The sequence below is a fragment of the Desulfitobacterium sp. LBE genome (assembly GCF_007830365.1).
Taxonomy (GTDB): Bacteria; Bacillota; Desulfitobacteriia; order Desulfitobacteriales; family Desulfitobacteriaceae; genus Desulfitobacterium; species Desulfitobacterium hafniense.
Genome location: NZ_VLKD01000001.1, coordinates 4,703,805 through 4,728,163 on the forward strand (window position 1 = coordinate 4,703,805; position 24,359 = coordinate 4,728,163).

Annotated in this window: 28 protein-coding genes; all 28 read left to right on the forward strand. The window is 49.3% G+C overall.

Annotated features, from left to right (window positions below; translation table 11 throughout):
• Positions 1-87 precede the first annotated feature (87 nt).
• On the forward strand, positions 88-1,083 hold the full coding sequence (gene fliM / locus DESLBE_RS22165) for a flagellar motor switch protein FliM (RefSeq protein WP_026183958.1): 996 nt from the start codon (positions 88-90) through the stop codon (positions 1,081-1,083).
• Positions 1,076-2,335, forward strand: a complete 1,260-nt coding sequence (gene fliY, locus DESLBE_RS22170; protein WP_144678226.1) for a flagellar motor switch phosphatase FliY — start codon at positions 1,076-1,078, stop codon at positions 2,333-2,335. The genes fliM and fliY overlap by 8 nt, the downstream gene beginning before the upstream one ends.
• Positions 2,336-2,387: 52 nt before the next feature.
• Complete coding sequence (locus DESLBE_RS22175) at positions 2,388-2,750, forward strand: response regulator (RefSeq protein WP_018212579.1); 363 nt, start codon at positions 2,388-2,390, stop codon at positions 2,748-2,750.
• Between the two features lies 1 nt (position 2,751).
• The gene (gene fliO / locus DESLBE_RS22180) at positions 2,752-3,249 is read left to right on the forward strand and encodes a flagellar biosynthetic protein FliO (RefSeq protein ID WP_144678227.1); all 498 of its coding nucleotides are present in this window, start codon (positions 2,752-2,754) and stop codon (positions 3,247-3,249) included.
• The gene (fliP, locus tag DESLBE_RS22185; RefSeq protein ID WP_018212581.1) at positions 3,246-4,025 is read left to right on the forward strand and encodes a flagellar type III secretion system pore protein FliP; all 780 of its coding nucleotides are present in this window, start codon (positions 3,246-3,248) and stop codon (positions 4,023-4,025) included. The genes fliO and fliP overlap by 4 nt, the downstream gene beginning before the upstream one ends.
• Before the next feature lie 17 nt (positions 4,026-4,042).
• A complete protein-coding gene (fliQ, locus tag DESLBE_RS22190) occupies positions 4,043-4,315 on the forward strand; it encodes a flagellar biosynthesis protein FliQ (RefSeq protein ID WP_005816214.1) in 273 nt (90 codons plus the stop codon).
• Positions 4,316-4,333: 18 nt separating this feature from the next.
• Entirely contained in the window at positions 4,334-5,116 is a 783-nt protein-coding gene (fliR, locus tag DESLBE_RS22195; RefSeq protein WP_005816212.1) for a flagellar biosynthetic protein FliR, read from the forward strand.
• Positions 5,113-6,165, forward strand: a complete 1,053-nt coding sequence (gene flhB / locus DESLBE_RS22200) for a flagellar biosynthesis protein FlhB (protein ID WP_144678228.1) — start codon at positions 5,113-5,115, stop codon at positions 6,163-6,165. The genes fliR and flhB overlap by 4 nt, the downstream gene beginning before the upstream one ends.
• Positions 6,166-6,183: 18 nt before the next feature.
• Positions 6,184-8,250 (forward strand): flagellar biosynthesis protein FlhA, encoded by a 2,067-nt coding sequence (gene flhA, locus DESLBE_RS22205; RefSeq protein WP_144678229.1) that lies wholly within the window; start codon positions 6,184-6,186, stop codon positions 8,248-8,250.
• The gene (gene flhF, locus DESLBE_RS22210) at positions 8,240-9,478 is read left to right on the forward strand and encodes a flagellar biosynthesis protein FlhF (RefSeq protein WP_144678230.1); all 1,239 of its coding nucleotides are present in this window, start codon (positions 8,240-8,242) and stop codon (positions 9,476-9,478) included. Before flhA ends, flhF begins: the two co-directional genes overlap by 11 nt.
• Positions 9,471-10,352 (forward strand): MinD/ParA family protein, encoded by an 882-nt coding sequence (locus tag DESLBE_RS22215; RefSeq protein ID WP_144678231.1) that lies wholly within the window; start codon positions 9,471-9,473, stop codon positions 10,350-10,352. Before flhF ends, DESLBE_RS22215 begins: the two co-directional genes overlap by 8 nt.
• Before the next feature lie 5 nt (positions 10,353-10,357).
• Entirely contained in the window at positions 10,358-11,002 is a 645-nt protein-coding gene (locus tag DESLBE_RS22220; RefSeq protein ID WP_144678232.1) for a flagellar brake protein, read from the forward strand.
• Positions 11,003-11,004: 2 nt separating this feature from the next.
• Entirely contained in the window at positions 11,005-11,601 is a 597-nt protein-coding gene (locus tag DESLBE_RS22225) for a chemotaxis protein CheC (RefSeq protein ID WP_144678233.1), read from the forward strand.
• Positions 11,598-12,080, forward strand: a complete 483-nt coding sequence (locus DESLBE_RS22230; protein ID WP_018212587.1) for a chemotaxis protein CheD — start codon at positions 11,598-11,600, stop codon at positions 12,078-12,080. The genes DESLBE_RS22225 and DESLBE_RS22230 overlap by 4 nt, the downstream gene beginning before the upstream one ends.
• Positions 12,081-12,083: 3 nt before the next feature.
• Positions 12,084-12,467 carry a hypothetical protein gene (locus DESLBE_RS22235; RefSeq protein ID WP_144678234.1) on the forward strand — a complete coding sequence of 128 codons (384 nt, stop codon included), beginning with the start codon at positions 12,084-12,086 and terminating at the stop codon, positions 12,465-12,467.
• 26 nt (positions 12,468-12,493) lie between these two features.
• Positions 12,494-13,240 carry a FliA/WhiG family RNA polymerase sigma factor gene (locus tag DESLBE_RS22240; RefSeq protein WP_144678235.1) on the forward strand — a complete coding sequence of 249 codons (747 nt, stop codon included), beginning with the start codon at positions 12,494-12,496 and terminating at the stop codon, positions 13,238-13,240.
• A gap of 122 nt (positions 13,241-13,362) precedes the next feature.
• Positions 13,363-14,979, forward strand: coding sequence for a flagellar hook-length control protein FliK (locus DESLBE_RS22245; protein WP_144678236.1), 1,617 nt, complete (start codon positions 13,363-13,365; stop codon positions 14,977-14,979).
• A gap of 9 nt (positions 14,980-14,988) precedes the next feature.
• Positions 14,989-15,552, forward strand: coding sequence for a flagellar hook capping FlgD N-terminal domain-containing protein (locus tag DESLBE_RS22250; RefSeq protein WP_144678237.1), 564 nt, complete (start codon positions 14,989-14,991; stop codon positions 15,550-15,552).
• A 40-nt stretch (positions 15,553-15,592) separates the two neighbouring features.
• Complete coding sequence (locus DESLBE_RS22255; protein WP_144678238.1) at positions 15,593-16,738, forward strand: flagellar hook protein FlgE; 1,146 nt, start codon at positions 15,593-15,595, stop codon at positions 16,736-16,738.
• An 86-nt stretch (positions 16,739-16,824) separates the two neighbouring features.
• A complete protein-coding gene (locus tag DESLBE_RS22260) occupies positions 16,825-17,814 on the forward strand; it encodes a flagellar hook-basal body protein (protein ID WP_144678239.1) in 990 nt (329 codons plus the stop codon).
• Between the two features lie 5 nt (positions 17,815-17,819).
• Positions 17,820-18,221, forward strand: a complete 402-nt coding sequence (gene flgB / locus DESLBE_RS22265) for a flagellar basal body rod protein FlgB (RefSeq protein ID WP_144678240.1) — start codon at positions 17,820-17,822, stop codon at positions 18,219-18,221.
• Positions 18,222-18,261: 40 nt separating this feature from the next.
• Positions 18,262-19,017, forward strand: a complete 756-nt coding sequence (flgF, locus tag DESLBE_RS22270; protein ID WP_144678241.1) for a flagellar basal-body rod protein FlgF — start codon at positions 18,262-18,264, stop codon at positions 19,015-19,017.
• An 18-nt stretch (positions 19,018-19,035) separates the two neighbouring features.
• Positions 19,036-19,491, forward strand: a complete 456-nt coding sequence (locus DESLBE_RS22275) for a chemotaxis protein CheW (RefSeq protein WP_144678242.1) — start codon at positions 19,036-19,038, stop codon at positions 19,489-19,491.
• A 19-nt stretch (positions 19,492-19,510) separates the two neighbouring features.
• A complete protein-coding gene (locus tag DESLBE_RS22280) occupies positions 19,511-20,344 on the forward strand; it encodes a lytic transglycosylase domain-containing protein (protein ID WP_144678243.1) in 834 nt (277 codons plus the stop codon).
• A gap of 172 nt (positions 20,345-20,516) precedes the next feature.
• The gene (locus tag DESLBE_RS22285; RefSeq protein WP_282433893.1) at positions 20,517-21,563 is read left to right on the forward strand and encodes a sulfate ABC transporter substrate-binding protein; all 1,047 of its coding nucleotides are present in this window, start codon (positions 20,517-20,519) and stop codon (positions 21,561-21,563) included.
• 10 nt (positions 21,564-21,573) lie between these two features.
• Positions 21,574-22,422, forward strand: a complete 849-nt coding sequence (gene cysT / locus DESLBE_RS22290; protein WP_144678245.1) for a sulfate ABC transporter permease subunit CysT — start codon at positions 21,574-21,576, stop codon at positions 22,420-22,422.
• 14 nt (positions 22,423-22,436) lie between these two features.
• Positions 22,437-23,285 carry a sulfate ABC transporter permease subunit CysW gene (cysW, locus tag DESLBE_RS22295; protein ID WP_144678246.1) on the forward strand — a complete coding sequence of 283 codons (849 nt, stop codon included), beginning with the start codon at positions 22,437-22,439 and terminating at the stop codon, positions 23,283-23,285.
• Complete coding sequence (locus DESLBE_RS22300) at positions 23,282-24,355, forward strand: sulfate/molybdate ABC transporter ATP-binding protein (RefSeq protein WP_144678247.1); 1,074 nt, start codon at positions 23,282-23,284, stop codon at positions 24,353-24,355. Before cysW ends, DESLBE_RS22300 begins: the two co-directional genes overlap by 4 nt.
• Positions 24,356-24,359 lie beyond the last annotated feature (4 nt).

A 24,359-nucleotide genomic window follows, 5' to 3' on the forward strand; every position in this document is an offset into this window, starting at 1 on the left:
ACTGCTTAACCGTGAAAAATACTGTTATTTATGACATACCTGCATTACTATAGTACATAAACAAGAATGTTTGAGAGGGGGGATCTTATGGGAGAGGTATTGTCACAAGACGAAATTGATGCCCTACTAAACGCGCTTTCTGATGGTCAAGTCGATGCTGAGGAAATTAAAACCACGAAAGTACAGAAGAAAGTCCGAGTTTACGATTTTAGACGACCGAACAAATTTTCCAAAGATCAGATTCACTCCCTCCAGAATATTTATGAGAATTATTGCCGGTCCTTGACGACCTACTTGTCGGGGCATCTTCATTCGGTTATTGAGACTAAAGTGAGCTCCATTGAGCAGATAACCTATGATGAGTTCATCCGTTCCTTGCCCAATCCGACGATCCTCAGTTTATATACTTTGAATCCCCTGGAGGGAACACTGCTGATGGAGATGAGCCCGGCCTTGGCCTTCGCGATCATTGACCGGTTGCTGGGAGGGCAGGGACAAGGCTCGGAGAAGAATCGGGATCTGACGGAGATTGAGCGAACGATTATTTCCCATCGGGCGCAACAGATGATTAATCTGATTGGTGAGGCTTGGTCTGAGGTTATTCCTAATGAGCCGGAGTACATAGTTCTGGAAACCAACCCTCAGTTTACCCAAATTGTTGCACCCAATGAAATGATCATTCTCGTCACTTTAGAGGTTCAGGTGGGAGAAATGGTGGGAATGGTCAATATGTGTCTGCCTTATCTCGTGCTGGAGCCTGTCTTAGACAAACTTAGTACCTTGTTCCTCTTTTCTACTCAGGCCAAAGTGACCTCCAAGGAACAGGTGAACGCCATTCGCCGGAAGATCGAATGGGCCAAAGTGGATATGACCACCTTGCTGGGACATTCGGAGATTTTAGTTCGTGACCTTTTGGAATTGGCACCAGGGGATGTGATCCCGCTGATGCAAAATGTTAAAGAAGCGCTCCCTGTTTATGTTGGGAATTTTAGAAAGTTTAAAGGAATTCCTGGTCTGCATGGGGAACATCTCGCTGTTCAAATAACAGAAATCGTTGAGGAAGGAAGGGATCAGGATGGGTAACGGGATGCTTTCCCAGGAAGAAATCGATGCCCTGCTGGGAGGGAATCAGCAAACGGATCCCCCAGCGCAAAAGGAGCCGGCGGTAGAGTTCAGTGATATGGAAAGGGATGCTATAGGAGAAATTGCCAATATCTCCATGGGAACAGCAGCGACAACCCTATCCCAGCTCTTAGGAAAGAAAGTTGAAATCACCACCCCTAAAGTGGATATGGCCAGTGCAGAGCAAATCCGCAAGGATTATCCCATTCCCTCGGTGATCGTCGATGTCCGGTATAAAGCGGGAATTGAAGGGTCTAATCTTCTTATTCTATCCCAACGGGATGGAGCGGTTATCGTGGATCTCATGATGGGAGGAACAGGGGAAAATCCCCCGACAGAGCTCTCAGAGCTTAGCATCAGCGGCATCTCGGAAGCCATGAACCAGATGATGGGTTCGGCGGCTACCTCCATGTCCACCATGTTTAATTCTGTCGTGGATATTACGCCACCCCAGCTCGTCTTAAATGATATGTCACCCCAAGATGACGACATCATTACCAATGTGCTTCAATCCCACGAAGAACTAGTGCGGATTTCTTTCCGGATGGTGGTGGAGGATGTCATTGACAGCATTTTAGTTCAAGTGATTCCCATTCATGTAGCGAAAGGGATGGTTGGCAAGCTTCTGGGTTCGATGGGAGGAAGCGGTTCGAAACCGGAGCCCAAACCCGCCCCTACTCCTGCTCCTGCTCCTTCTATCCAGATGGAACAACCTCAGGCACCTGTCAGCGGCTATGGGCAGCCAGCGGCCCCGGCACCGGCCCCCGGTCACTTCATGCCTCAGGCTCAGCCGGAATATCCTCCTCAGCAGCAGCAAGGATATGGCGGACCTGCTTATGGGCACAATCAAGGCGGTTATTATACTCCGGGCTATGGGGTTCCGCCAACACCGGTACAACCGGCCCAATTTGTTCCCTTAAAGCCTGGCGATCCCCTTCATGGGCAGGAGAACCTCGAACTTATTCTGGATGTTCCCTTACAGGTCAGCGTGGAGTTAGGCAAGGCCAAGAAAACCATCAAGGAGATCCTGGAATTGGGACCCGGCTCAGTCATTGAGCTGGATCGCCTGGCTGGAGAACCGGTGGATATGATTGTCAATGGTAAACTTATCGCCAAATGTGAAGTCGTTGTCATCAATGAGACCTTTGGGATACGCATTACCGATATTGTGCAGCCCAGCGAACGCATGACAAAGGCCATAGGGTTTCAATAAAACCCCGGTAAAGATTTAAGATTTATCCCGTTTTTAATAAGGAGGAAAAATTGTGGGTGCTAATGTTTTAATTGTTGATGATGCTGCGTTTATGCGGATGATGGTCAAGGATATCTTAACCAAAAACGGCTTCACAGTGGTTGGTGAGGCTGAAAATGGGGCTGTGGCCGTGGACAAATTTCTTGAATTGACCCCGGATCTAGTGATCATGGACATTACCATGCCTGAAATGGATGGACTGCAGGCCGTTCGCGAGATTCGCAAGAAGGACCCTCAAGCCAAGATCATTATGTGCAGTGCCATGGGCCAGCAAGCGATGGTTATCGATGCCATTCAATCCGGCGCCAAGGACTTTATTGTCAAACCCTTCCAAGCAGATCGGGTGGTTGAGGCTGTAAAAAAGGCGCTGAAGTAAAATGCCAAATATCCAAGTGAGTATAGATGAAAAGACGCCCTTTCAACCTCAGATGACGGGTGAAGTTAGTAGAAGTGTATCCGATCCCTCCTACTGGGGGGGGATCATCGGGACGATTCTCGTCTTTCTCCTTATTCTGATAGTTGCTTTATGGGTCATCCGCAAGATGAACCAGGCTTCTTTCCGGGGCATGCAGGCGCCTTGGGCGAGAGTTCTGGATCGGCAAATGCTCAATGCCAGCCAATCCCTCTATTTGGTGGAAATTGCCGGAAAGCTCCAGATCCTGGGGGGAACGGATCATCATTTGACGAAGATCGATGAGATCAATGACCCTGAACTGGCGGCTGAGATCCTGGATGAGCTGGCCCACCGGCCCACTGAGCGGGTAGAAGGCATTCTATCCGGAATTGCCCAGCGCACCTTTGGCGGTAAACGACGCCGGGGGAAAGAACCCTTTGCCGATGAGCTTGAACGTTTGCTTGAGGAGGTGGACCAATGACAGCCACCGTGAAGGCATTGGGTTCAGCAAAGAAGCGAAACGTGAAAGCTTTGCTGCTGTTCTTCTTGATTTGGGGCGGGATACTGGTCAATACGGATGTGGTTTTGGCCGCCGGATTAACCCTTGATTTCGGGACGACAACGGCTGAGCAAACCAGCTCAACCCTGCAAATCCTGCTTTTATTGACCGTACTCTCCATCGCTCCGGCCATTCTTGTGCTGATGACCTCTTTTACCCGGACGATTATTGTCCTCTCCTTTGTGCGCAATGCCCTTGGTACACAGCAGCTGCCGCCCAATCAGGTACTTATTGGTCTTTCTTTATTCTTAACTTTTTTCGTCATGGCGCCCACTTGGAACGAGATCAATACCCAGGCCCTCCAGCCCTATATGCAAAATCAAATAACTCAGGCCGAGGCTCTGCAGCAAGCGGAGGCCCCTTTAAGGCAATTTATGTTCGAGCAGACCCGGGAAAAAGATCTTACCCTGTTTGTCGGTCTGGCCAGAATGGAGCAACCCCAAACTTACGGCGATATCCCCACCTATGTCCTCATTCCTGCCTTTGTGATCAGTGAGCTGAAGACAGCCTTTCAGATGGGCTTTGCCATCTTTATCCCCTTTATGGTGATCGATATGCTGGTGGCTTCTGTGCTGATGTCCATGGGTATGATGATGCTTCCCCCCATGATGGTTTCCTTGCCCTTTAAGATTCTTCTGTTTGTCTTGGTGGACGGTTGGCACCTTGTCGTCCAGTCACTTGTCACAAGCTTCTACTAACCTAAGGATGTGTATGAATGAATCAAAGTGACGTACTTTATCTGGCCAAAGAAGCCTTGATGACAGCCTTGATGATCGGAGGTCCTGTATTGGGTGTGAGCTTGCTTGTGGGTTTACTGGTCAGTATTTTTCAGGCCATGACCCAGATTCAAGAGCAGACCCTGACCTTTATTCCCAAAATCCTGGCCATTGCACTGGTCATGCTTTTATTGGGTCCGTGGATGCTCAATGTGATTACAGGTTTTACGACCAATCTTTTTAACGATTTGGCCATTTTTGGTAAATATTAATCATCGCGGAGGAGAGACATGGGCTTAGCAGAATTTTTGCAATGGAATCTCACGCTGTTCCTCCTTATTCTCTCACGTTGGGCAGGCATGATTATGCTGGCCCCGGTGTTTGGAGCCCGCGGGGTTCCCGCCATGGTCAAATTGGGCTTAGCGGTAAGCATTTCGATCATCCTCTATCCGCTCATCATGGCCGCCGGACCCCAGATTCCCAGCGAAACACTGCCCTACGCAGCATTATTAATCAAAGAAATTGTGGTTGGCCTTGTGATCGGCTTTGTCATTTATGCCATCACTGCCGTATTAGAAGGGGCAGGTCAATTGATTGACATGCAGATGGGCTTTAATATGAGCGGAGCCATCGATCCGATTTTTGGTGTGCAAAGTGCGATGATGGGTAATTTTCAAATGATTTTGGCCATTATGCTCCTCCTGGCTACCAACTCCCACCATTATCTTATTGCGGCTATGGTCAAGAGCTATACTTATGTCCCGATCAATCCGGGGGCTCTCCCCCAAGGACTTAATTATTATATCTTTCTCATTCGGGAAATCTTCACCTTATCCGTACAATTGGCCCTCCCCGTCATCGGTGCGTTGGTTCTCACAGATATCGGCGTGGGGCTCTTGATGCGCACCGTGCCCCAGATGAATATTTTTACGGTCATCTTTCCCGTAAAGATCATCTTTGGCTTTACTATTCTTTTTTTGGGAATCGGCTTTTTTGGCGAAACAGTCAACATGCTCTTTGAGCGGGCCATGACCTGGCTTTTAGAGCTGTATAAAGGGTGGCAGGGAACATGAGTGAAAAAACGTTTCAGGCCACGCCCAGGCGCAGGCAGGAAGCACGTAAGAAGGGCCAGGTTTTTAAGAGTACGGAAATGGTTTCCGCACTTATGCTGGTCAGCTTTATTGGGTTGTTAAAGTTCTATGTGCCTACCATGGTGGAAAAAATCAGTCAGATATTTCCTTATGTCTATGGGCTATCTGCAGAATGGACGGCCCGCTCCATTGCCAGTCTGATGGTGGATCTTCTCTGGCTGGGCGTTCAAATCGTTGCCCCTTTGTTTGTGGTGGGGGCTGTCATCGCCACCGGTGCCAATTACCTTCAGGTACGCTCTCTTTTTACGGTGGAGCCTTTAAAGCCCCAACTGAGCCGGATTAGTATGATTAGCGGTGCTAAACGGATGTTTGGCATGAAAGCCTGGGTGGAGCTGATTAAGTCTTTGCTCAAGGTCATTTTCATTGGCTATTTTGTTTACGCCACTATCCGGGATAATTTCGAAATCTTTCCGGTCATGGCTCGTCTCACAGTCGGCGAGGGGGCGATATTTATCGGTGGTTTGATCATCGAGATGGGTTGGAAAATCGCTCTGTCCTTCTTCATCATTGCGGCCATCGATTTTCTCTACCAGTGGTGGGATTATGAGAAAAATCTTAAAATGTCCCACGAAGAGTTGAAGCAGGAATATAAGCAAACAGAAGGGAATCCTCAGCTTAAAGGGGAAATTAAAAGAAAACAAAGGGCCATGTCCATGCGCCGCATGATGCAGGATTTAAAGACTGCCGATGTGGTGGTGACCAATCCCACCCACTATGCTGTAGCCCTGCGCTATGATCCCAAAGAAAATTCGGCCCCGGTGGTGGTGGCTAAAGGCGCCGATGAAATTGCCCAACGGATTAAGCAGCTTGCCAAAGACTATGGCATCATAACCATGGAAAATAAACCGCTGGCCCGGGCCCTTTTCGCTCAAGCGGAAATCGGACAAGCCGTGCCTGCGGATCTCTATAAAGCCGTGGCAGAGGTTCTCGCCTTTGTGTACCGGCTTAAGCGCAAGAAATATACCGGGTAAGAAAGGAGGAATCCACTCATGGCCACAAACGTCAACCGCCGTTGGTACAGCAATATTGACGTGCTCGCAGCTATTTTCATCGTGTCTATTGTTGTCATGATGGTTGTACCGATTCCTCCCCTGATGTTGGATATTTTATTGACCATAAGCATTTCTGCGGCAGTGCTGACTTTGATGATCTCGGTCTTTACCAAAGACCCCTTGGATTTTTCGGTGCTTCCCTCCCTGATTCTGATTTTAACTTTGTTTCGTCTCTCCCTTAACGTGACGACGACCCGTTTAATTCTCGGAGAAGGTCATGCGGGTGAAGTCATTCAGCAGTTTGGAGAGTTTGTCGTTAAAGGCAGTGCGGTAGTCGGTTTTATCATCTTTGCCATCCTGGTTGTCGTAAATTTTATCGTCATTACCAAGGGTTCGGAACGGGTATCTGAAGTAGGGGCCCGCTTCACCTTGGATGCTATGCCGGGAAAACAAATGAGCATTGATGCCGACCTGAATGCCGGAATGATTACTGAAACCCAGGCCCGGGATCGCCGGCAAAAGATTCAAGCTGAGGCCGATTTTTATGGGGCCATGGATGGAGCCAGCAAATTCGTCAAAGGGGACGCCATCGCCGCTATTATCATCCTCTTTATTAACATTATTGGGGGATTTGTTACCGGAGTCGTTGTCCGGGGTATGGACATCATGGAAGCTTTGCATACCTATACTCTATTGACCATTGGGGATGGACTTGTGACACAAATTCCAGCCCTTTTGATGTCTACGGCTACAGGTCTGGTGGTCACCCGGGCCGCCTCGGAAACCAACCTGGGTGAAGACCTCTCCAGGCAGCTTTTCCAGACGCCGAAGGCCCTTTACATAACCGCAGGGGTAGCCATGATCCTGGCCTTGTTCGGACTCCCTCTTTTGCCCTTGTTGATCGTTGCTATTGTCCTTGTGGCGCTGGGCAGAGTTATGGATAAAGGCAGTCAGAAAGCAGTGGTGGAAGAGAGCGCGGCGGCACGGGAAACAGCTCTTGAAGAAAGTAAAAAACCGGAGAATGTCCTTAATCTTTTAAATGTGGATAATATGGAATTGGAGTTGGGGTATGCCCTGATCGCTTTAGTCGATGTCCAGCAGGGGGGCGATCTCTTAGACCGTATCGTCTTAATCCGGCGGCAGGTAGCCAGCGAGTTGGGCTTTATCGTGCCGGTGATTCGCGTCAGGGATAATATGAATCTGCAACCCAATCAGTATTCAATTAAAATTCGCGGTGCCGAGGTGGCCGGTGGAGAAATCCTGGCCGACCACTATCTGGCCATGAGCAGCGGCCTGGGGGACGATAATATTCCGGGCATACCCACCAAAGAGCCTGCTTTTGGGCTGGATGCCAAGTGGATTAATGCTGTTTACAGAGAAGAAGTCGAGATGAACGGCGGGACTGTGGTGGATGCGCCCACCGTCTTAGCGACCCATTTGACAGAAGTGATTAAGAGCAATGCCTGGGAAATCTTAAGCCGTCAGGATGTGAAGACTCTTCTGGATCATGCTCGGGAGCAGGCACCGGCGGCAGTGGATGATGCCATGGAGCATTTGGATCTGGGGCATCTGCAAAAAGTTCTTTCGAATTTGCTGAGAGAACGGGTTTCCATCCGGGATATGGTGACCATTTTGGAAACATTAGCCGATTATGCCTCAACCACAAAGGATTTGGACCGCCTAACGGAATATGTTCGTCAGTCTTTAGCCCGGCAGATCGTTCAACCTCTTCTGGGCATGGACAAACAATTGCCGGTGCTTACCTTGGATCCGAAGCTGGAGCAGCTGATTCTGGACAGCATCCAGCCTTCGGATTTTGGAAGCTATATGACCCTGGATCCCCGTGTATTGCAGGAACTTATGCAATCCTTAGTCCGGGAAATAGAGAAAATGGTCCTCAAAGGATATAACCCTGTCCTGGTCTGCGCTCCGGTAGTAAGGATTAATCTAAAACGGGTAACTGAGCGTCAGTTGCCCCAGCTTATGGTTCTATCTTATAACGAACTTGTACATGGTGTGCAAGTTCAGGCAGTAGGGATGGTGACGACTGGAAATGCGAGTTAAGCGTTTTGTTGGCGATACGGTGGCCGAGACCATGGGCAAAGTAAAGAAGGAATTGGGTGCCGATGCGGTCATCCTTCAGACACGGCAATTTAAGGAAGGCGGAGTATTAGGTTTTTTTGGCAAGCATAAAGTGGAAGTGATGGCGGCTATTGAAGAAGAACCTGTGAGCAAAGAACAAGCCCCTGTCAAATCGTTATACCCAGGGAACCCTTATGGGGTTCGGAAGGAAAGCCCTTTGCCTATGGAGCGCCCCGCTTATGCTTCAGGAAAGGGAGCGGAGCCCCCTGTGCTGGAAAGGACTCCCCGGGTTGAGGTAAGCACTCCAAAGGGGGCGGAACTCAATGCTTTAGAGGCAGAACTGCAATCCATGCGCAAATTGCTGGAAAGTATGAACCGCCAAATTGAAGGTTTGGACGGAGAGCAAAGCGTATGGCCTGTGCCTTTGCAAAAATGGGCCGATCTGCTCAAAGAGCGGGGCATAAATCCCAAGCTGATCAAGAGAATACTTCGCTCAGTTCAGCAAAATGTCCGTGAAGAGGACTGGGGGGAGGATCATCGGGTCAGGGCCTGCCTCAAGGAAACCATACGCCGGATCTGCAGCAATACGGCGGCTATTCAGCCAGGAGTCCGCAAACCGAGGATAGTGGCGTTAGTCGGACCTACAGGGGTGGGAAAAACCACCACCATTGGTAAATTAGCGGCAGGCTTCAGCATCGTGGATAAACGGCGGGTTGCTTTAATCACTGCAGACACCTACCGGGTCGCTGCCGTGGAGCAGCTAAAAACCTTTGGGGAGATTATTGGCGTGCCTGTAGATGTGGTCATGACTCCCTCCGGTCTTCGGGAGGCGATTCAGCGCCATGAGGACAAGGAGCTTATTTTTATTGATACGGCCGGACGCAGTCCTCACCATGATCTTCATATGTCTGAATTGAAGGCGTTTCTGGAGAAGGCTCAGCCGGAGCTGACCATGCTCGTTATGAGTGCCGCCACTCAGGCCGCGGATCTGGCCAGGATCTATGAGCGCTTCGAGCCTTTGACGACCCATCTGATTTTTACCAAACTGGATGAAACAATCGGCGGGGGCACTATGCTTAATCTTTTGGAAAGAACCGACCTGCCTGTTGCATATATTACCAATGGGCAAAATGTTCCGGATGATATAGAAGTAGCAACCCCAGAGCGTTTGACTCGTTATATTCTGGGGGAGGGGGAGCGGCGTGAATGACCAGGCAAAAGTATTAAGGCGTATCGCCGCCCGGCATAAACCTGACCTTACTGCCAATTCGAACTCCCAACACGATCTGCGTGTATTGGCTGTGACCAGCGGGAAGGGCGGCGTGGGCAAGACCAATTTCAGTGTGAATTTGGGCTTGGCATTGATTGATTTGGGCTATCGGGTCATTCTTCTGGATGGCGATCTGGGACTTGCGAACCTGGATATAGCCTGCGGCGTTACACCCCGTTATACTTTTGAGCACCTTCTCAATGGTGAAAAGGATATCGAAGAAATCCTGATCTATGGCCCGAAAGGGATAGGGATATTACCGGGGGGATCAGGTGTCCAGGATTTAGCCAACATCGAGAGGGAGCGGCTGGAAGAGGTCGTCAGAAATCTGGGACGCTTAGAGTCCCTGACAGATATTATTATCATTGATACAGGTGCAGGATTAGGGCATACGGTGCTCAATTTCTTAAGGGCGGCAGATGATATCATCCTGGTTACCACCCCGGAGCCAACCGCCTTAACCGATGCTTACGGCCTGCTCAAGGCTTTGCAAAAGGTTAAGGATGGCGTTACGGTCAATGTAGTGGTGAACCGGGTACATAGGGAATCGGATGCCAAAGACACCTATGAACGCCTGGAGAGCGCCGCGAAGCGGTTCCTGAATGCTCCCGTCAATTTATTGGGGTGGGTCTATGAAGATATATCCGTGGGCAGAGCCATTATGAAACAAGAACCCATCGGAGTATCCTATCCGCAAAGTTCAGCTTATCAATGTATTCAATGGATTGCCGGTTCGGTGTCCGGACTTTATCTTAGTCCACCGAGACAAGCAGGGGGAATTCGTGGCTTTTTAAAGAATCTTTTGCGGGGGTGAAGGCAGTGCAATACCTTGATAAATTAGTTTCCGGATTAGCTGTTGAGTTGCATGTTCCGGAAGGGGACTATGAAGGAAATTATAAGACACATGTCGATGAAATCGGCAAAACACGACTATCTGTATATGCACCCCATTACCAAGGGATGATCATTCCCCTGCAGGAGGGTACTCTTGTGGAGGTTACTTTTTGGGATGACGTGGCTTCCTACTCTTTTATGTCATCGGTTCTTCAGCGTATCGCAACACCCATACCGATGTTTGTCCTGAAGGTGCCGGATAGTATTAGAAGGGTCCAAAGGAGGAACTATGTGCGGGTTCCCGTCTCTTTCCCTATAACCTATCAAGTGGTGGAAAGGGAAGGGTTGGGGGACCTGCAGAAGGGGAATATGTTGGATCTGAGCGGCGGCGGAATGCGTTTTCAGGCCAAGGTCAAGTTGGACAAAGGCTCCATTCTCTATGCCAATCTTGAATTACCCTGCGGAACCATCGGAACTCCGGGCCGGGTATGTCGGGTAGAGCCTATTAAAGACACCAAGTACTTTTCCGTGTCCGTAGATTTCTATCAAATTTCCGAACGTGATCGCGATCGCATCATCCGATGTGTTTTTGATATTCAAAGAGACTTGCGTAAGAAAGGATTGATCTAAGCATGGAAATTAATCAAATGCAATTGGATGCGTTGCGAGAGATCGGAAATATTGGCTCAGGACACGCCGCGACAGCCTTATCCACTATGCTCAACCGCCGCATTGAAATGTCCATTCCCGAGGTTAAAGCCATAGAATTTGAGAAGGCTCCTATGGTGATCGGTCATCTGGAGGTTCCCCAAGCCGTCATCTACGTTAAAGTCGAAGGGGACGCTTCTGGCAAGGCAGTGTTCTTCTTTCCTCTGGAAAGTGCGGAAATACTGGTACAAGCCTTATTTGGTTCCAATGAATCCTTTAACCTCTTTGATAATGAGATGGCTCAATCGGCTCTTAAAGAAGTGGGCAATATCATGGTAAGTTCATTTCTCATCGCTTTAACTGAGTTTTCAGGAGTCCCTCTTCAACCTTCTGTGCCTGCTTTAGCCGTGGATATGGTGGGGGCAATTTTTGATGCGATTCTCCTGGAAGATGGAATACTTGAGGATACGGTTCTCTTTATTAATACTCAGCTTACCGGGATACCGCAAATTGAAGGAAAGTTCGTATTCTTACCTGATGAGGGATCATTGATAAAACTGCTGGGAGCTTTGGGACTATGAGCAATGTAATTAGTGTTGGTATGGCTGATTTGAAAACGACAAAAGCGCCTAATATTTTAATGACGGCAGGATTAGGCTCTTGTATTGGTATATGTGTTCATGACCCGATTCAGAAGGTCGGGGGTATGGCTCATATTATGCTGCCCACGGCGGGGAGTGCCCCTGGTGGAAACCCTGCTAAATATGCCGATACAGCGATGGAGCTTCTGGTGACGGAAATCCTTCGTTTAGGTGCCTCCAAATCCCGCCTGCGCGCCAAAATGGCCGGAGGCGCCCAAATGTTTTCCTTTCCGGGAAAACCGCCCGTGTTAAAGATAGGGGATCGCAATGCTGAACAAGTGATTGTGGAGTTAAAGCGTCTGGGTATTCCCCTCCTCGTCTCCGACGTCGGGGGAAGTTTTGGACGAACCATCCATTTTGATGTGGGCACAGGGGATCTTAAGGTTCGAACCATTAACCATGGCGAAAAGGTGATTTAATAGATGATGGATAAATTACGGCTTTGGACATGGTATTTTGCACTTGTCGTTTCAGCTGTCTTAGCATTGATTAGCTTTTATAGTGGGGAAAACTTTATTTTTGTTGTCCTTAGTGCCATTATCGGTTTTACCCTTATCTATGGTATATGCATGGCCAGTATCATTATTTTTGAAAAGACCGGCATAGAAATGGAGCTGATTGAGCCGGGTAACCTTTTAGACATTGCCGTGGGGCAAGAAGATAATCTGAGTTTCGGTGGCGAAAGGCCGGAGGGCGGCCAAATTCCAGCCACCAGAGCGGGGCAATTGAATCAGGAGTTTGCCGAAGGGGAGCCCAGCGTGGAGAAGCAAGCGGAAATGGTGAGAAGAATGGGTTGGGGTGACTAGGATTGTAAGGAAGGGGGGCCAACAAGATGTCGAATCCTTATGAAGCAGCCAATCGAGGATCATGGAGAGTCGAGCAAATTGAAAAGTATTTGCCGTTAGTCAAGCGGATCTCCGGCCGGTTGCTTATTTCCTTACCTCAACATGTGGATGAAGACGATTTAATCGGCTACGGTGTGTTTGGATTGTTGGATGCCTTAGAGCGTTTTGACCCTGTTCGGGGAGTGAAATTTGAAACTTACGCTACGCTGAGAATCCGGGGAGCGATTATCGATGGCTTGCGGACGATGGATTGGGTACCTCATTCGGCACGGCAGAAAATCAAGCGCATCCAGGATGCCTTTGCCGAAGTGGAGGCACGGCATGGCCGTCCTGCCAGCAATGAAGAAGTAGCGGTTTTGCTGCGGATGGAACCGCGGGACTTGGAAGCTGCCCTGCATCAAGGGCAAATGCTGACCTTGACCTCCCTTGATGAAGTAGCTGTTGGTGAGGAAGGGGAAGCCTATACCCCCAGGACACAGTTGATGGACCCCATAGCCCAGGAAGCCTTTCAGGAAGTTGAACTTGATGAGCAAAAAAAGATCCTGGCCGACGCTATCGAAAAGCTTCCTGAGAAGGAAAAACTGGTCGTGGCCTTATATTATCAGGAAGATCTTACCCTGAAAGAAATCGCTGCGATTATGAAACTTTCAGAATCAAGAATCTCCCAGCTTCATTCCCAAGCCATTCTGCGCCTAAGAGGCCGCCTCAGCCGCCAAAAGAAGAATTTATTCTAATGGGTGAAAAATGGGGACAGGTACCGTTTTTCATATGATGCTTATTGTTGTAAAAAAAACTAAAGTTTTACCAGGTTTTTGCCGATAAGCTATATAGATTCAGTATTGGTGGAGGTGATGCCATGACAGGAATTAATGCCCTATCCACTCGGGGAGCCATCACAAGCACTGAAGATGGATCTCCCTTTACAAGTGGTTCACAGTCAGGTGCAGATTCAGCTGCGATGATGTTTGCAGCAATCTTTGGCGGTTGGCTGAACCAAGTCGGTGGACAGGGACAGGACTCTGGCAACCAGAGTCAGGAACCGGCAGGCAAGGATGCCAATTCCGGACGTCACGCCTTATTGGGTTTGGATGGGTTACAAGGACTTTTGGGGATACTTCAGGGAAACGAAGGTTTCCAAGAGGTTTTCGTACAAGGCTTACAAGGAGAAGGGAAACAGGGAGTCAATTCTGAGCAACTGAAGACTCTCATGACCCAGCTCGACGCACTACGGAACCAAGCCCTCCCAGCAAACTATTCAGGCATATTAGAGGATGTACAGCTGTCAGGGATGACAGAACAGCCTCAGGGGAAGACTTCCCCCCAGTCGGAGTTGGATTTATATAAGAACGTGATATCCAATTTACTTAAAGAAATGTCAGGGGAAATGAAGCTTAAGCAGCAAAATCAAGCTGAGGCTAATCCTTTAGCTCAGCAGAAATCAGAACTTGCTGCTCAGCGCTATAACAGTGGTTTATTTATCACCATGGATGGCGAAGCGCAAGAGCCCAGTGTAATGGTGACTCAGGCCAAGACAGATACGGCACTTATGAATACAGTGCCAACTGACATGACTCTGACAGATACAGCAAAAACAACAGCAAATACGTTTGTCCAGGTTAATCAGGGGACATTGCTGGCAGCCTTATCAGGTAAATCGAAATCTGATCCTGATGGAACAGGATCGGATGAGACCGAATTAGGTGAGAATCAGGTTAAGCCTGGAGCTGGTAATGGGCCTGAAGGAAGGCCGGCTAAGAACCCGGAGATTCTCAGCTTGAATCAGGAGAATTCCGAGGATAATATGCTCCTGAAACAGGAAGCAGCAAAAGGCACTCCATCACCCCATGGTGTATTGGAAGAAAAGTTGGCAGAAGGCGGCTTGGTTTCTGCGAAAGGGACAGTTGCCAAAGGGCTTCAGGATAATGAACAGCCTATAGAAGCAAATAAGGGGAATAAATCTGCCTTACTCGATGTTGCAGCAGGCAATCTAACCCATCAAGCCAAAGATATCGCTCAAGTCCAAGGGAAAGTTGCTGACAAAAGCGATCAGCCCATCTGGACCCAAGTAGCCCGGGACATCTTTGACAAGGCTTATCTGGCCCGCCCCCAACTTCGCGAACTGACCATCCAATTGCACCCCGCTCATTTAGGAACGATTAATATCTCCATGAGCTGGGATGAGGGACAAGTTCATTTGCGCATGGTGGCTGCGGACGGGGGAACGGGACAGATCCTCCAGCAGAATCTGTCTGAACTGAGAGACAATCTGACTCAGTTAGGCATCCAATGCGGACAGATGGAGATGGGAGAGCAAAAAGAAGGGGCTCAGGAACATCAGGGCCGGGAAGGCTCAGGCCGCTCTCAGGAGAGCGGGGATGACGCTTTAGAGTCGCTTAACAGTGAAGAACTTGAGAGAATACTGAACAATGATGAAGTGATCCCAGGCGCTAATCGGATTAATATCAAGGCCTAGGAGGAAACTATGGGGAACACAATTGATACAAATTATAGTAAATACTCTTCCACCTCAGAATCCAAACAAAGCAGCGCAGTCTCTGACGCTACAAAAGAGGTTCTGGGTAAGGATGATTTTCTGAAGCTGTTGGTTGCTGAACTGACCAATCAGGATCCGCTTTCACCTATGGATAACAAAGATATGATCACCCAAATGGCTCAGTTCAGTTCCCTGGAGCAAATGAATAATATGTCCAAGAGTATGGAAAACCTGCTCAGTGCTTTTGGAGCCCTATTCCAGAATTCTCTGCTCAGCCAAGGGGCCGCCATGATCGGCAAGTATGTGGCGGGATTGAACACGGAGGGAAAGATTGTGGAAGGCCTTGTGCAATCAGTCCAATGGCTGGACGGTAATCCCCAACTGGTTGTGCTCCTTGACGATGGCAATTACAGTGCCATTGAAATGAATGAAATTATCTCCGTTTCCGATGAACCGAAACTGCCTGATCCCGGTGAGACGGACCCGGATAAGACAGATCCGGAAGATGGAACAGGGGATGATAATAACCTTGAAGATACAGATCACGAATGAATGTTAAAAGTTTAATTGAAAGAAATGGGGGAATACCTCGATGCTACGTTCTTTGTATTCAGCGATCTCCGGTTTAAAAAATCATCAGGTTAAGATGGATGTTATCGGCAATAACATTGCCAATGTCAATACTACAGGGTTTAAGCGCAGCCGGGTGACCTTTTCCACTATGCTGAGTCAGACCATGAAGGGTGCCGGATCTCCTTCGGCTAATCAGGGGGGAACCAACCCGTCCCAAATCGGCTTAGGTTCCATGGTGAGTTCCATCGATCAGATCATGACTCCCGGAAGTTCTCAATCTACGGGAAAAGATACGGATATGATGATTCAAGGAAAGGGATTTTTTGTCCTGCAAAATAATGGCGAAACGGTTTATAGCCGGGCAGGAGCTTTCACTCAGGATGACGACGGTACCTTGACCGAGCCCGGGACAGGGGCGAAGGTTATGGGGCATATGTATGGAATGGAAAAATCGGTTGACCTCATAAGCACAACAGATGAGGATGAGTCTAAGATAGATTGGACGACACTCGAAGCAATTAAGTTTAATATTGGAGAAAATCCGCCCTATGTTCTGTCGGAAGCAACAAAAATTCCCCCTGATGCTTGGGTTAAGTCAGGAGACGAATGGGTGTATTCTAATCCCTCATTAATTGGGGTAAATGCGACAACAACTGCCCCTAGTGCTACTTTTGATGCGACACGTGGAACCATTACAGTGACAACCGATCCGACAAAACCTGCAAGTGATGCTGATATATATACATTTACTATTACTAATCTTGACGGAAAAGATACGGATGGAAAAGATATTCCTCTGGCAACCTTAACAAGCTTTTCGGTTGACTCCAAAGGAGCCATTACCGGAGTCTACAGCAATGGTGAAGCTTCAGCGTCCCGTGTAATCGGGCAGGTTGCTATCGCCAGTTTTTCTAATGATGCTGGTTTACAAAATCTGGGGAACAGTTTTTATGCAGCCTCCAACAATTCCGGTCAGGCCAGTATTGGCGGGGCAGGTGAAGACGGCCGCGGAAACATCGTTCCCAGTACCGTAGAGATGTCCAATGTGGACCTTTCTCAGGAGTTTACAGATATGATCGTCACCCAGCGTGGATTCCAGGCCAATTCACGGGTCATCACCGTATCGGACTCCCTGCTGCAGGAGCTGATCGATCTTAAACGCTAAGCCATAGGCTGAGGACTTGGGTATAAGGGTAAAACCTTATGTCAAAGTCCTTTTCGGCATTTCTTTTCGGAGAGGAGGCACAGAATTTGCGTATTCTGAATACGGCTGCTACAGGGGTCCGGGCTCAGCAGACAGCTTTGGATATACTGGGCAATAATATGGCCAATGTCAATACACCGGGATATAAGGCTCAGCGGGTGAATTTTGCCGAAGCTTTGGCCGCGGAAATGCGGCCGGCTGAACGTGAATTTAATGGACAGCCTGTGGGAGAGCGGATCGACGTGGGGGCCGGTGTGATTTATCCGACCATAGACACGGATTATCGGCAGGGAATCATCCGGGAGACGGAGAACCCCTTTGATCTAGCTATTGACGGGGAAGGCTTCTTCCCTGTGCGGACAGCCAATGGGGAAAGCCGCTATACCCGGGTGGGCAACTTTGAATTGGACGGTCAGGGCAAATTGGTCAATTCCGACGGTTATATTCTTGAAGTAAAGATTCCAGCCGACGCTATGGATTTGTATGTCGATGAAGCAGGCAATATCACGGGGTTTATCGATGACGAGGAAAGAGTTTTGGGCCGGGTTATCGTCAATGACCCGGAAGGAGAAGGGTACCCGGTAGGACCGATTGATATGGATGAATCGGGCCGCCCCTTGGATTGGAATGGAGATATTTTACCCACAGCCTTTGCCGTTCCGGAAGGGGCTGAAGACGTTCAGATCAGCACGGAGGGTGTTCTTAGTGCCACTATTGATGGAAGCCGTCAAACTTTGGGGCAGATCAATATAATTACCTTTGCTAACCCGGAAGGGTTAGTCAGGGACGGGGATAATCTCTATTTTGCTCCCGACGCGGCCGGAGTGACCGGGGACGAATTGGTCGGCACGCCGGGTAGCCAGGTGGAAGAACGGACCTTAGGTAAGCTCAGGACCCAATCCTTGGAGGGATCCAATGTGAATCTTGCTTCAGCCATGACGGAGATGATCCAGGTGCAGAGGGCCTATCAGCTCAATGCCCGCATGATTACCAATGGGGACCAAATGTGGAGCATGGCCAACTCCTTAAGGAGGTAAATTAGATGTCGGATTGGTTGAATACACCAGTTATGAATATTTTGGAAAAAGGTCTTGATGCGTCCAGTCTGAGGTATAAAGTCCTGGCGAATAATGTTGCCAATGACGATACCCCGGATTTTAAACGTTCTGATGTGGATTTTGACCTGCTCCTTGGCGAAGCCATGGGCCAGACCGGCGGGGAGCTTCCCCTTAAAGTGACATCAGAACGCCATCTCCAAAAGACTGGATTTAATTCCAGTGGGGTTGTGCAAGATCAAGGAACGACCTATCGAAACGACGGCAATAATGTGGATATTGATAAGGAAATGGTCAACGTGGCTGAAAATGGGATTTACTATAATTCCGTCACCCGGGCAATTTCCGCTCAATTGTCCCATCTGCGCACCGTGATCACCCAAAAGTAAAACGATTTCTGCTATAGAAAGATGATGAAGGTGACGATCCATGATTAAAGGATTATATACAGGGGCAGCGGGAATGCTTGCTGCTCAAACCCAAAGCGAGATTATCGCGGATAACGTCGCAAATATCAGGACTCCGGGTTATAAAGGGGAGGAGGCCAGCAATAAAGCCTTTCCCGAAATGCTCATGATGAGAACAAGCACGGAAAACGAAATCCCGGGCAATACACTAATCGGCGGTATAGGTACCGGGGTTGTTGTCGATCAGATCACGCGGATGAATGTTCAGGGAGTTCTGCAAACCACGGACATTCCTACGGATCTGGCCCTCACTGCTGAGGAAGTTTTCTTGGTGGTGGATACCCCCAACGGTGAGCGCTACACCCGTAATGGACAGCTGCAACTGAATTCTGAAGGAATGCTGCAAACAGCCGATGGCTATCCTGTTCTTGGTGAAGAGGGGCCCATTGGACCGTTAAGCAAGAATTTCCAGGTGGATGCTCAGGGGGGAATCACCGATCAGGGGGTCACTATGGACCGCTTGCGATTGGTGCAAATCCCGGCGGTCGGCCTTCTTCGTGAAGGGCAGTCCCTGTATGCCTCTAATCAGCCGGTACAGGAGTTTGCCGGTAACGACGCCGTGCTTCAGGGTACTCTGGAGGGCTCCAATGTGAATTTGCCAAGCCAAATGGTTAAGATGATCACGGTGATGAGAGCCTATGAAGCCAATCAAAAGGTGATTCAAACCCATGATGCAACCTTAGAAAAGGCTGTTAATGAAATTGGTAGAATTGTATAAAGTGAGGAAGTGGCTGTCATGGGAAATCAAGTGGTCATATTTGGACTAGGTCAGGAAGAATATGGAATGCCCATTGAGATCGTCAGAGAAATTACCCGGTTGGGGGATATTCGCCCGATTCCCAAGGCACCTGATTGTGTCAAGGGATTAATCAATATACGGGGGTCGGCGATTCCATTGATTGATTTACATGTTCGTTTTGGTGTGGAAAAGAACCGGACCGTTGCCAAGGACGCGGAAGCCGCCAAGGAAGACTTTGCCTTGATTACAGAAGTCAATGGCGAACTGGTGGGATTTGCAGTCGACCAGGTGAGAGAGGTTCGTATCTTAGACAATATAGCACCACCGCCTCCCTTAGTTACAGCTCCATTTATTGGCGGTATCGTGAATCTTCCCGACCGTATTATCATGGTGTTGATTCCTGACCGGATCTTAGCTAAAGATGAGCTTGAGGGAATTGCTAAGCTCGTCTGATATCAGGAGGGGATAATCGGTGAATACGGCAGAACTAGTGCTGCTTTACCAGCTTCAAAGCATGAATCAGGCCTGGCAGGATACTTCAAGGAGTGAGTACGGAAACAAGGATAGCTCCCAAGCTCTTCTCTTTGCCACATTGCTCCAGTCCGCCCTTTCAGGAAATAATGGCTTCGGTACAGAATTGATTTCAGAAGCTCTTGACGAACAGGGAGCAGAGTTCGAATCCGCTCAAGGGTCCTTGTCGGCGGAAAGTTCGCAATTTCTTGCCGGATTATTATTAGGGAGTGTTCTCTCTGGAAACAATTCTCTTTTGACAGAGAGTATGTTTTCATCCATGAACTCTGCCGGCATGGGCCAAGATCCATGGCTTCCGGCATATAACCCCTATTCCGGTATATTGAACTCTCTAAATATGAACTCATTGAGTTCTCCGCTAAGTTCGGAATATCGTGCTGACCAACCCGTTATAGAACAGCTTATCGCGGAAGTAGGGCAGCGTCATGGAATAGATACGAACCTGATCCGGCAAGTGGTGATGGCTGAATCCAGTTTTAACCCCCATGCGGTATCGTCAGCGGGAGCTATGGGTTTAATGCAGCTGATGCCTGGTACGGCAAAGACTTATGGTGTGACCGATCCTTTTGATCCGGCTCAGAATCTTGATGGGGGAACCCGTTTTTTAAAGGATTTGTTGGTGCGGTTTAAAGGAAATGTCGCCTTTGCCTTAGCGGGCTATAATGCAGGCCCAGGGGCTGTAGATAAATACAATGGGATTCCACCTTACAAGGAAACGCAAAACTACGTGAAAAAAATACTTTCAGCATTGGGGAAAGTAGATACACAAGCATAAAAAAATCAGGCGCATGAGGATCATGCGACCTGATTTTTTTATATCTTATAATCAAGTAAACAGATAGAAATTGTTATATTTTTTCAAAAACCTATTGACTTGGTTGAAAGTCCCTATTAAAATTTAACAAAACCTATAGGAGTACTATATATTAATAAAGTCTAAGGGGGAAGTGAAAGTGAAAAAATTCGGAAAAGGTGTTCTGATTGCGGCGTTGATTGTTGCTCTGACCGGATGCGGTGGCAAGGCGACGCCTGCCGATACAGTCGCCGGCAGCAAATCGCCGGTATCCCTGCTCAATGTCTCCTATGATCCCACCCGTGAGCTTTATCAGGAGTATAATACGGCTTTCAGCAAGTACTGGAAAGAGAAAAGCGGCCAGGATGTGACCATCCAGCAGTCCCATGGCGGCTCGGGCAGCCAGGCCAGAACGGTTATTGACGGCAATGAAGCGGATGTGGTCACTTTGGCACTGGCCTATGATATCGACTCCATCAACTCTCAAAAGAGCCTGCTCAATCCGGAATGGCAGAAACGTCTGCCCAACAATTCCACGCCCTACACCTCCACCATCGTCTTTCTGGTGAAGAAGGGAAACCCTAAAAATATTAAGGATTGGAACGACCTGGTGCAGCCGGGAGTATCGGTGATCACTCCCAACCCGAAAACCTCCGGGGGTGCCCGTTGGAACTACCTGGCAGCCTGGGCCTATGCCTTGGAACACAATAATAATGATGCTCAAAAAGCCAAAGAATTTGTTGAAGCTCTCTATAAAAACGTACCAGTACTGGATTCAGGGGCTCGGGGCTCCACCACAACCTTTGTGGAGCGGGGGATCGGTGATGTGCTGCTGGCCTGGGAAAATGAGGCCTTTCTCTCCTTAAGGGAATTCGGGGAAGATAAATTTGAAATTGTGGTTCCTTCCCTCAGCATCCTGGCCGAGCCGCCGGTGACGGTAGTGGATTCCGTGGTGGACAAGAAAGGCACCCGGGAAGTGGCGGAAGCTTATCTGGACTATCTCTACAGTGATGAAGGCCAGGAAATTGCCGCCAAAAACTTCTACCGGCCCAGAAATGAGGCTGTGGCCCAAAAATATGCCGCGCAGTTCCCCCAAATCAATCTCTTCACGATTGATGATGTGTTCGGCGGCTGGGCCAAAGCCCAGCAGGAGCATTTCGCCGACGGTGGCGTCTTTGATCAAATTTATGTAGAAAAGTAAAGGTGAAACCATGCGGACATCATCCTCCCGCTTCAGTCTGAAACAATACAGCGTTCTGCCGGGATTCGGGATCACCATGGGTTTGTCTTTGATGTATCTCAGCCTCCTGGTTTTCATCCCCATTGCTATGGTGTTCCTGAACAGCTCTCAGCTGGGTTGGGGGAAATTCATGGAGATTGTCCTATCACCCAGGGTCCTGGCCTCCCTGAAGGTATCCTTTGGCACCTCCTTCTTGGCGGCCACTGTCAACGCGGTCTTCGGGCTGCTGTTGGCCTGGGTTCTGGAGCGATATACCTTTCCGGGCAAGAGAATCGTTGATGGCTTGATCGATCTGCCTTTTGCTCTGCCTACGGCTGTAGCCGGTATTTCCCTGACCACTCTTTATGCCCCTAACGGCTGGATCGGCCGGCTTTTTGAGCCTCTGGGACTAAAGATTGCCTATACCCCTTTGGGAATTACCATCGCCCTGATTTTTATCAGCCTGCCCTTTGTGGTGCGGACGGTTCAGCCGGTTCTGCAGGGCATGGACCGGGAAGTGGAAGAAGCGGCGGCTTGTTTGGGGGCTACCCGGTTTCAAACCTTTTGCAAAGTGATTTTACCGGTTCTGTTGCCGGCGGTCATCACCGGCTTTGCCCTGGCTTTTGCCCGCTCTCTGGGGGAGTACGGCTCAGTGGTCTTTATTTCCGGCAATATGCCCATGTATACGGAAATCACCCCTCTGCTGATCCGGACCAAGCTGGAACAATACGATTATGCCGGTGGCACAGCCATTGCCGCTGTGATGCTGGTGATCTCCTTTCTCATGCTGCTGGTGATCAATCTCATTCAGTGGTGGGCAAGCAACCGGGATAAGGGCTGATAAGGAGAGAGAAGATGAAGAGTAAGAAAAACAGAATTCCCGGGTCCCACGCCCCAGGGATTCAGTGGCTGCTGATCGGCATTGCGTTGCTGTTTTTTATCACCATGCTGATCTTACCCCTGATCCTGGTGTTCACCAAAGCCTTTGAAAAGGGGGCGGGAGTCTACCTGGCCGCCATCCAGGACCCCATGGCCCTGAAAGCTATTCAGCTGACCCTTCTCACCGTAGGGATCGCGGTGCCTGTCAATACAGTTTTTGGCTTGGCGGCCGCCTGGGCAGTGGCCAAGTTTCAGTTTAAAGGCAAAAATCTGCTCTTGACCCTGATCGATCTGCCTTTTGCCATTTCCCCCGTGGTTGCAGGATTGATTTTCGTGCTGCTGTTCAGTACCACCCATGGCCTGCTGGCTCCGTTTTTGACGGCTTGGGGACTGAAGATCATTTTTGCCCCCCCCGGGATTATTCTGGCCACCTTATTCGTTACTCTGCCCTTTGTGGCCCGGGAGTTGATCCCGTTGATGGAGGCCCAGGGAACGGCGGAAGAGGAAGCGGCTTTGACCCTGGGGGCCAGCGGCTGGCAGACCTTTCTGCGCATTACCCTGCCCAATATCAAATGGGCTCTGCTTTATGGCATCATTCTGACAGCAGCCAGAGCGGCCGGGGAATTCGGGGCGGTCTCCGTGGTCTCCGGTCATATCCGGGGGCTGACCAATACCATGTCCCTCCACGTGGAGATTCTGTACAACGAATATCAGTTTTCCGCGGCTTTTGCGGTGGCTACCCTGTTAACCGTGATCGCTATCATCAACCTTTTGGTCAAAAATATTGCCGGCTGGAAAATCAAGCGGATGGAGGAAAAAACATGAGTATCGAAGTTAGCCAGGTCAGCAAGACCTTTGACACCTTTACGGCTTTGCATGAACTCAATCTCAAGATCCATACCGGTGAACTGGTGGCTCTGCTCGGTCCCTCCGGTTCCGGCAAAACTACTTTGCTCCGGATTATCGCCGGCCTGGAACCCCCGGACACCGGCAGCATTATTTTCGACGGGGAAGACAATACGGAAAAAAGTACCCAGGACCGCAAAGTGGGCTTTGTGTTTCAGCATTATGCCCTTTTTAAAAACATGACGGTCTTTGAAAATATCGCCTTTGGTTTAAAGGTCCGACCGGCCAAGCTCCGCCCCGGTAAAGAAGTGATTCGCCAAAAGGTTCAGGAACTGCTGGCCCTGGTGAAGATGGAGGAACTGGCCAACCGCTATCCGGCTCAGCTTTCCGGTGGTCAGCGCCAAAGAATCGCTTTGGCCCGGGCTCTGGCGGTGGAGCCCAAGGTTTTATTGCTGGATGAGCCCTTTGGAGCCCTGGATGCCAAAGTCCGCAAAGATCTGCGGCGCTGGTTGAGAAAGCTCCATAACGAATACCCGATCACCAGTGTGTTCGTGACTCATGACCAGGAAGAAGCTCTGGATGTGGCCGATCGCATCGTCATTCTCAATGAGGGAAAGATCGAGCAGATTGGAACCCCGGAAGAGGTTTATGACAATCCGGCCAATCCCTTTGTCTACAACTTCCTGGGCAATGTCAATTTGTTTCACGGCCGGATGCACGACGGCAAAGTGGAGCTGGGTTCCCTGCAACTGGAGGCGCCGGAGCATGCCGGAATCGGCACCGCAGACATTGTCAGCTATATCCGCCCCCATGACATTGAAATATGTCTGGAGGATGAAGGCAAAGGCTTTATTGCCGCAGAGATTTTCTTTATCCGGGCGGTGGGACCCATCGTCAACCTGGAATTAAAGCGCCTGGATAACGAGGAGTATATCGAAGTGGAAATCAGCAAAGAGGTCTATAGAAGCCTGAAGCTGAAGGCCAAGCAGAAAGTCTATCTCCGGCCCCGGGATTTCAAGGTGTATGTTCCTGAAGATTATGTTATTTGATATA